General features: G+C 71.1%; 4 protein-coding genes and 1 pseudogene. 2 read left to right on the forward strand and 3 right to left on the reverse strand.

Annotated elements, in window-relative coordinates; genetic code table 11:
* The 3 genes and pseudogenes from ACLEQD_RS34500 to ACLEQD_RS34510 form a co-directional block, all read right to left on the reverse strand.
* A partial coding sequence (locus ACLEQD_RS34500) for an ATP-binding cassette domain-containing protein (protein WP_410389933.1) occupies positions 1–978 on the reverse strand: 978 nt, incomplete at its 3' end.
* Positions 906–1,862: pseudogene (locus tag ACLEQD_RS34505) on the reverse strand (ABC transporter ATP-binding protein); the annotation flags it as partial. The gene ACLEQD_RS34500 and the pseudogene ACLEQD_RS34505, both read right to left, overlap by 73 nt.
* Positions 1,859–3,160 carry a phosphoenolpyruvate carboxylase gene (locus ACLEQD_RS34510; RefSeq protein WP_410389935.1) on the reverse strand — a complete coding sequence of 434 codons (1,302 nt, stop codon included), beginning with the start codon at positions 3,158–3,160 and terminating at the stop codon, positions 1,859–1,861. The pseudogene ACLEQD_RS34505 and the gene ACLEQD_RS34510, both read right to left, overlap by 4 nt.
* A gap of 219 nt (positions 3,161–3,379) precedes the next feature.
* On the opposite strand from ACLEQD_RS34510, the gene ACLEQD_RS34515 reads away from it, so the two are divergent.
* Complete coding sequence (locus tag ACLEQD_RS34515; RefSeq protein WP_410389937.1) at positions 3,380–5,731, forward strand: immune inhibitor A domain-containing protein; 2,352 nt, start codon at positions 3,380–3,382, stop codon at positions 5,729–5,731.
* Between the two features lie 125 nt (positions 5,732–5,856).
* Positions 5,857–6,292: hypothetical protein (locus ACLEQD_RS34520; protein ID WP_410389939.1), on the forward strand; the 436-nt coding region annotated here is incomplete at its 3' end.

Below are 6,292 nucleotides of genomic sequence, written 5' to 3' on the forward strand. Positions count from 1 at the left end.
CTCTCCCGGCAGGAGCAGCCGCGCGCGGGGGCGCTCCGGATCCGGCACCGGCACCGCGGACAGCAGGGCCTGCGTGTACGGGTGGCGAGGCCCGGCGTACAGCGCCCGCGACGGCGCGACCTCCACGATGCGGCCCAGGTACATCACCGCCACGCGCGTGGACACGTACTCCACGATCTTGAGGTCGTGCGCGATGAAGACGTAGGTGAGCCCGCGCTCGCGCTGCAGGTCCACCAGCAGGTTGACGATCTGCGCCTGGATGGAGACGTCCAGCGCGCTGATGGGCTCGTCCGCCACCACCAGGTCCGGACGCAACGCGATGGCACGTGCAATGCCGATGCGCTGACGCTGGCCGCCGGAGAACTCGTGCGGGTAGCGGTGCCGCGCCTCGCGGGGCAGCCCCATGGCGTCGAGCAGCGCCAGCACCTCGTCCTCGCGCGCCCGGCCCTTCGCGAGGCCATGGATGGCGAAGGGCTCCGCGAGGATGTCCCCCACCGTCATGCGCGGGTTGAGCGACGCGTACGGGTCCTGGAAGACGAGCTGCATCTGCCGGCGCAGGGGGCGCAGCTCGCGCTGCGACAGGCCGGTCAGCTCGCGCCCGGCCACGCGGATGGAGCCGGCGGTCGGGTCGATGAGGCGCAGCACCGCGCGCCCCAGGGTGCTCTTGCCGCAGCCGCTCTCCCCCACCAGGCCCAGCGTCTCGCCCCGGGCGACGTCGAAGGACACGCCGTCCACCGCGCGCACCGTGCCGCGCGTGCGCCCCAGCAGGCCGCCCTTCACCGGGAAGTGCACCTTCAGGTCGCGCACCTGGACCAGGGGTTCGCTCATGGCGCGGGCACGGGGTGGTGGCAGGCGGCGGACTGGCCTCCGCGCTTGGGCTCCAGCACGGGCGTGACGCGGGCGCACAGCTCGGTGGTGCGGCTCGCAGCGGTCGCGGAACGCGCACCCGGACGGCAGCGCGCCCAGCGAAGGCACCATGCCGGGGATGCCTTCAAGCGCTGGCGTCCGCCCTCCACCACCGCGCCCGCGTCGTGCAGCGACGGGATGGAGCGCAGCAGGCCCGCGGTGTACGGGTGCGCGGGCCGGGCGAACAGCTCGCGCACCGGGGCCTGCTCCACGACGCGGCCCGCGTACATCACCACCACCGCGTCACAGCTTCCGGCCACCACGCCCAGGTCGTGGGTGATGAGCATCACCGCCATGCGGCGCTCGGCCTGGAGGCGCTTGAGCAGCTCGAGGATCTGCGCCTGGATGGTGACGTCCAGCGCGGTGGTGGGCTCGTCCGCGATGAGCAGCGCCGGGTCGCACGCGAGCGCCATGGCGATCATCACGCGCTGGCGCATGCCCCCGGAGAGCTGGTGCGGGTACGCGTCCACGCGCTCGCCGGGCGCCGGGATGCCCACCTGCCGGAGCATCTCCACCGCGCGCTCACGCGCCTGCGCCCGCGTCGCGCCCAGGTGCAGCCGGACGCCTTCGCCAATCTGCTCGCCCACGGTGAACACCGGGTTGAGCGACGTCATGGGCTCCTGGAAGACCATGGCCACGTGCCGGCCGCGCACGCGGCGCATCTGCTTCTCCGGCAGGGCCAGCAGGTCCTCCCCCCGGAAGCGCACCTCGCCGCCCACCACGCGGCCGGGTGGCTGGGGGACGAGCCGCATCACCGACAGCGCCGTGAGGCTCTTGCCGCAGCCGCTCTCCCCCACCACCCCCAGCGTGCCGCCGGGAGGGACGGTGAGGGACACGCCGTCCACCGCGCGCACGGTGCCGCGCGGGAGCGCCAGCTGGGTGACGAGCCCCCGCACGTCCAGCAGCGGGGCCGGGGCGTCGAGCAGGGCCCCGGGGGACGGCGCGACGCCGGTCACTTCTGGGCCAGCTCCTCCAGGAACTCCGCCTCCTGGATGAGCCCCTTGCGGATGAGCAGGCGGATGAGGCTCGCGACCATGCGCGCGGGCTTCACCTTCTCCGTGTCCAGGCTGGCCTCCTCGCCGCGCGAGATGCGGTCGATGTCGTCCAGCACCGCCAGGTCCTCCCCCAGCGCCTCCGGGGAGCGGTAGGCCCCGGGCGGCAGCGTGGAGTCCTGCCCCCGCCGCCGCGCCAGCACGTGCGCCAGCGCCAGCGACAGGCGCTCCTCCATGAAGCGCAGCTTGCGGCGCCACGGCTCGCCCAGCGTGCGCGGGCCCTGCTGCTTCGCCACGTCCGGCAGCGCCTTCGCGTCCTCCTCCAGCGAGCGCTCCAGCTCCTGGGTGGGGCGCGCGTGCCGCTCCGACTGCGACAGCATGCCGCCCAGTTGCTCCACGTCGCGCAGGAGCAGCCGCAGCCCCCGGGCGCGGTGCGCGCGCAGCGTGTCCGCGAACACCTCCGGCGTCACCAGCGGGTTGCCGTCCATGTCGCCGCCCACCCACGAGTGCACGCGCACGGGCGTGTCCAGCACGCCCAGGGGCTCGCCGTAGGCGCGCTCGAAGGCCCAGTCCAGCGCCTCCGGCAGCCGCGCCACCGGCTCCGACAGCATCTCCTCCACGTACCAGTGGACGTTCTTCACCTCGTCGCCCACGGTGGGGCGCTCGCGGCGCAGCTCGTCCGTCTGCCAGAGCGCGGTGATCTCCTCGCGCATCGCCGCGAGGTTCGCGGCCGACTCGCGCGGGGTGAGCGCGCACCGGTCGCGCTCCTCCAACAGCCGCGCCAGCCGGTAGAGCTTCTCCAGCAGCGTCCGGCGGACCGCCTGGGTCGGGTGCGCGGTGAACGTCAGCGTCACCTTCAGCGTCCCCAGCGTCTCACGCACCTTGTCGGCGCTCACGCCCGCGGCCTTCAGCGTCAGCAGCGTCGCCTCCAGCGACCCTTTCTGGGGCCGGGCGGCGGTGGGGCTCGCGTGGGCCCGGGCGCGGCGGATGCGGTGGTGCTGCTCCGCCAGGTTCACCAGCTGGAAGTAGACGGAGAAGGCGCGCAGCACCGGCTCCACCTGCTCCGACGGCAGCCGGTGCAACACCGCCGCCAGCTCCGCCGCCGCGGCGCGCCGTCCGGCCACCGGCCCGCGCCGGCGCTGGATGGCCAGGTGGCGGACCTCCTCCTCCTTGTCGAACAGGGCCTGTCCCTCCTGCTCCACCAACACCTCGCCCAACAGCCGGCCCAAGAGCCGGACATCCCGCCGCAGCGGGGGATCCACGGGACGTGAACGCGCCATATCGGACCGGCACCGTAGTCCTTCGCCCCTGGCCCTCCCCTACCCAATCTCGAATTTTAGACCTCCAGCGAACGGATGACTTTCTCCGTCCTTGCAGGAAAAATTTAACCTCCCCGTCTTCCCTTCAGGACATGGCTTCCATTAGAAAGTGGGCGCCCCGGACCCTGCCGGGATGTCTGACCTGACCCTGAAGGAGTGGCAATGCGGAAGAACCCGTCTTGGCTGGCCCTGGGCCTGCTCGCGCTCGCGGCGCCGTCCGCGTACGCGGAGCGTGCCTGGTATGAGAAGCCGCAACCTGACGTCGCCGCGCCGTCCGCGTCGCTGCGCAAGTCCGTCGTTCAGGACGTCACGGATGACCTGCCCCACCGTCTGGGTGAGCAGCAGAAGGCGCTGAAGGCGCAGGCGCTGAAGGAGCGGCTGGAGGGTCGCGGTCAGCCCGGCAAGGTGCAGAAGCTGGCGAACGGCAAGTTCGTGGAGCTGGAGCTGGAGCGCACGGACCGCATCTTCGTCATCCTGGTGGAGTACGGCACGCAGGTCCACCCGGTGTACGGCAACCCCGCCACCAACCCGGGCGGCGACCTCCCGGGCCCGCTGCACAACGAGATTCCGGCCCCGGACCGGGCGGTGGACAACACCACCATCTGGCAGCCGGACTACGACCGCGCGCACTTCGAGAAGCTCTACTTCGACACGACGCCGGGCGCGAACTCGGTGGCGAACTACTACAAGGCCGCGTCGTCCGGCCGCTACACCGTGTCCGGCACGGTGTCCGAGTGGGTGAAGGTGCCGTACAACGCCGCCCGCTACGGCAACAACCTGTGCGGCAGCTCCAGCTGCTCCAACTCCGTGTGGCCGCTGATCAGCGACGCCATCAAGGCGTGGACCAACGCCCAGGCCGCCGCCGGCAAGACGCCCGCGGAGATCAAGGCGTACCTGGACACGTTCGACACGTGGGACCGGTACGACTACGACGGTGACGGCAACTTCGACGAGCCGGACGGCTACATCGACCACTTCCAGATCGTCCACGCCGGCATGGGCGAGGAAGTCGGCGGCGGCGCGCAGGGCCCCAACGCCGTGTGGAGCCACCGCTGGTTCGCGTACAGCACGGGCGGGAGCGCGGACGGCATCGGCCCCGCGTTCAACCAGAACGGCGGCACGCGCTTCGGGACGAACGTGGACAAGTGGGTGGGCGACTACACCATCCAGCCGGAGAACGGCGGACTGGGCGTGTTCGCGCACGAGTTCGGCCACGACCTGGGCCTGCCGGACCACTACGACACGACGAACGCGGCGGACAACGGGACGGGCTTCTGGACCATCATGTCGTCCGGCTCGTACCTGAACGACGGCACCACGGACATCGGCAGCCGTCCGGGTGACTTCTTCGCCTGGGACAAGCTGCAGCTGGGCTGGCTGGACTACGCCACCACGTCGGCGGGCCTGTACTCGTACCACCGGCTGGGCCCCGCGGAGTTCACGTCGCGGAACGCGAAGCAGGCGCTGCTGGTGAAGCTGCCCGGCAAGCCCGTCGTGCAGCCCACGACCGCGCCGTTCGAGGGTCAGGGCATGTGGCAGGGCGGCCAGGGCAACAACCTGGACCGCGTGCTGGAGAAGACGGTCAAGCTGCCGAACAAGACGCCCATCACCTTCTCCTTCCAGACGTGGTTCGACATCGAGGAGGACTGGGACTACGCCTACGTCGCGCTCTCCGTGGACGGTGGCCCGTTCGTCAACCTGCCCAGCCCGGTCAGCCGCGACACGAACCCGTGGGGCAACAACCTGGGCAACGGCATCACCGGCACCTCCAACGGCTGGATGCCGCTGTCGTTCGACCTGTCCGCCTACGCGGGCAAGAAGGTCACGCTGAAGATCCGCTACAAGACGGACGCGGCGGAGTTCGGCAAGGGCTTCCTGGTGGACTTCGTGCAGCTGTTCGCGAAGAACTCCTACGTCTTCGGTGACGACGGCGAGTGGGGCCACAAGTGGTGGGACAAGTCGACGTTCTTCGTGACGGACGGCACCAACACCCTCTACGACCACTACTACCTGGCCGAGTGGCGCCAGTTCCGCGGCTACGACGAGACGCTGGCCACGGGCCCGTACAACTACGGCTTCAGCGCGGACGGCTACTACGACTGGGCGGAGCGCTACGCGTACAACCCCGGCCTGCTCGTCACGTACTGGGACACCTCCCAGTCGAACAACAACGTGTCCCAGCACCCCGGTGCGGGCCGCATCCTGCCCATCGACTCGCGCCCGCAGCCCCTGCAGCGCAGCGACGGCCGCTACTGGTCCGGCCGCGTGCAGACGCACGACGCGACGTTCGGCCTGGAGCCCAGCTTCCCGCTGTCCATCAAGCCCAACGGCTTCCCGCGCAACGAGTACCCCTCGCAGCCCGCGGTGCCGGTGTTCAACGACACGAACGAGTTCTGGTACGCCACGCAGCCGTACGGCGGCGTGAAGGTCCCGAAGACGGGCACCATCATCGAGGTGCTGTCGACGAACAAGAACGACACCGTGATGCAGGTCCAGGTGCGTCCGGTCGAGTGAGCGCCTGAGCCGCACCTGAGTCTCAACGCCAGGTCGTGAAGGAAGGCCGGTCCCGCTTCGACGCGGGGCCGGCCTTTGTCTGTCAGGGGGACAGGGGCCCGCGGGCCTGTAGGATGGGGCCGCTCGTGAATGCTCCGTCCGCGCCGTCCCTCGCGTCCCGCCCCTGGTTCGTTCCGGGGATGCTCGGGCTCCTGTGCCTGCTTCACGTCGTCCTGGGGCTGACCCTGCTGCCGGCGTGGATGTTCGGGAAGTATCCGGACAGCGCCCGCATGCTGACCCAGGGGACGCTGTCCCCGGAGCAGGGCGCGGACTTCAGCCCGCTCTACCTGCTGCTCAACGTGGTGCTCGCGCCCGGGCCCCTGCGCGTCCTGCAGAGCCTCGCGGGCGCGGTGGGGCTGTGGGCCGTGTACGTGCTGGGCGCCCGGATGGTGTCGCGCGCGGCGGGGCTGCTGGCGGCGGGGCTGCTGGCGGTGACGGTGCCGGTGCTGCTGTACGAAGCCACGCTGGAGCCCGACCTGCTGGTGATGGTGTTCAACCTGGCGGCGCTGGCGCTGCTGGCCG

This window comes from Corallococcus sp. 4LFB, assembly GCF_046520365.1.
Lineage (GTDB): Bacteria > Myxococcota > Myxococcia > Myxococcales > Myxococcaceae > Corallococcus > Corallococcus caeni.

Coding starts and splice junctions, on each gene's coding strand:
- ACLEQD_RS34515 (WP_410389937.1), top strand. CDS start 3,380: ATGCGGAAGAACCCGTCTTGGCTGGCCCTGGGCCTGCTCGCGCTCGCG.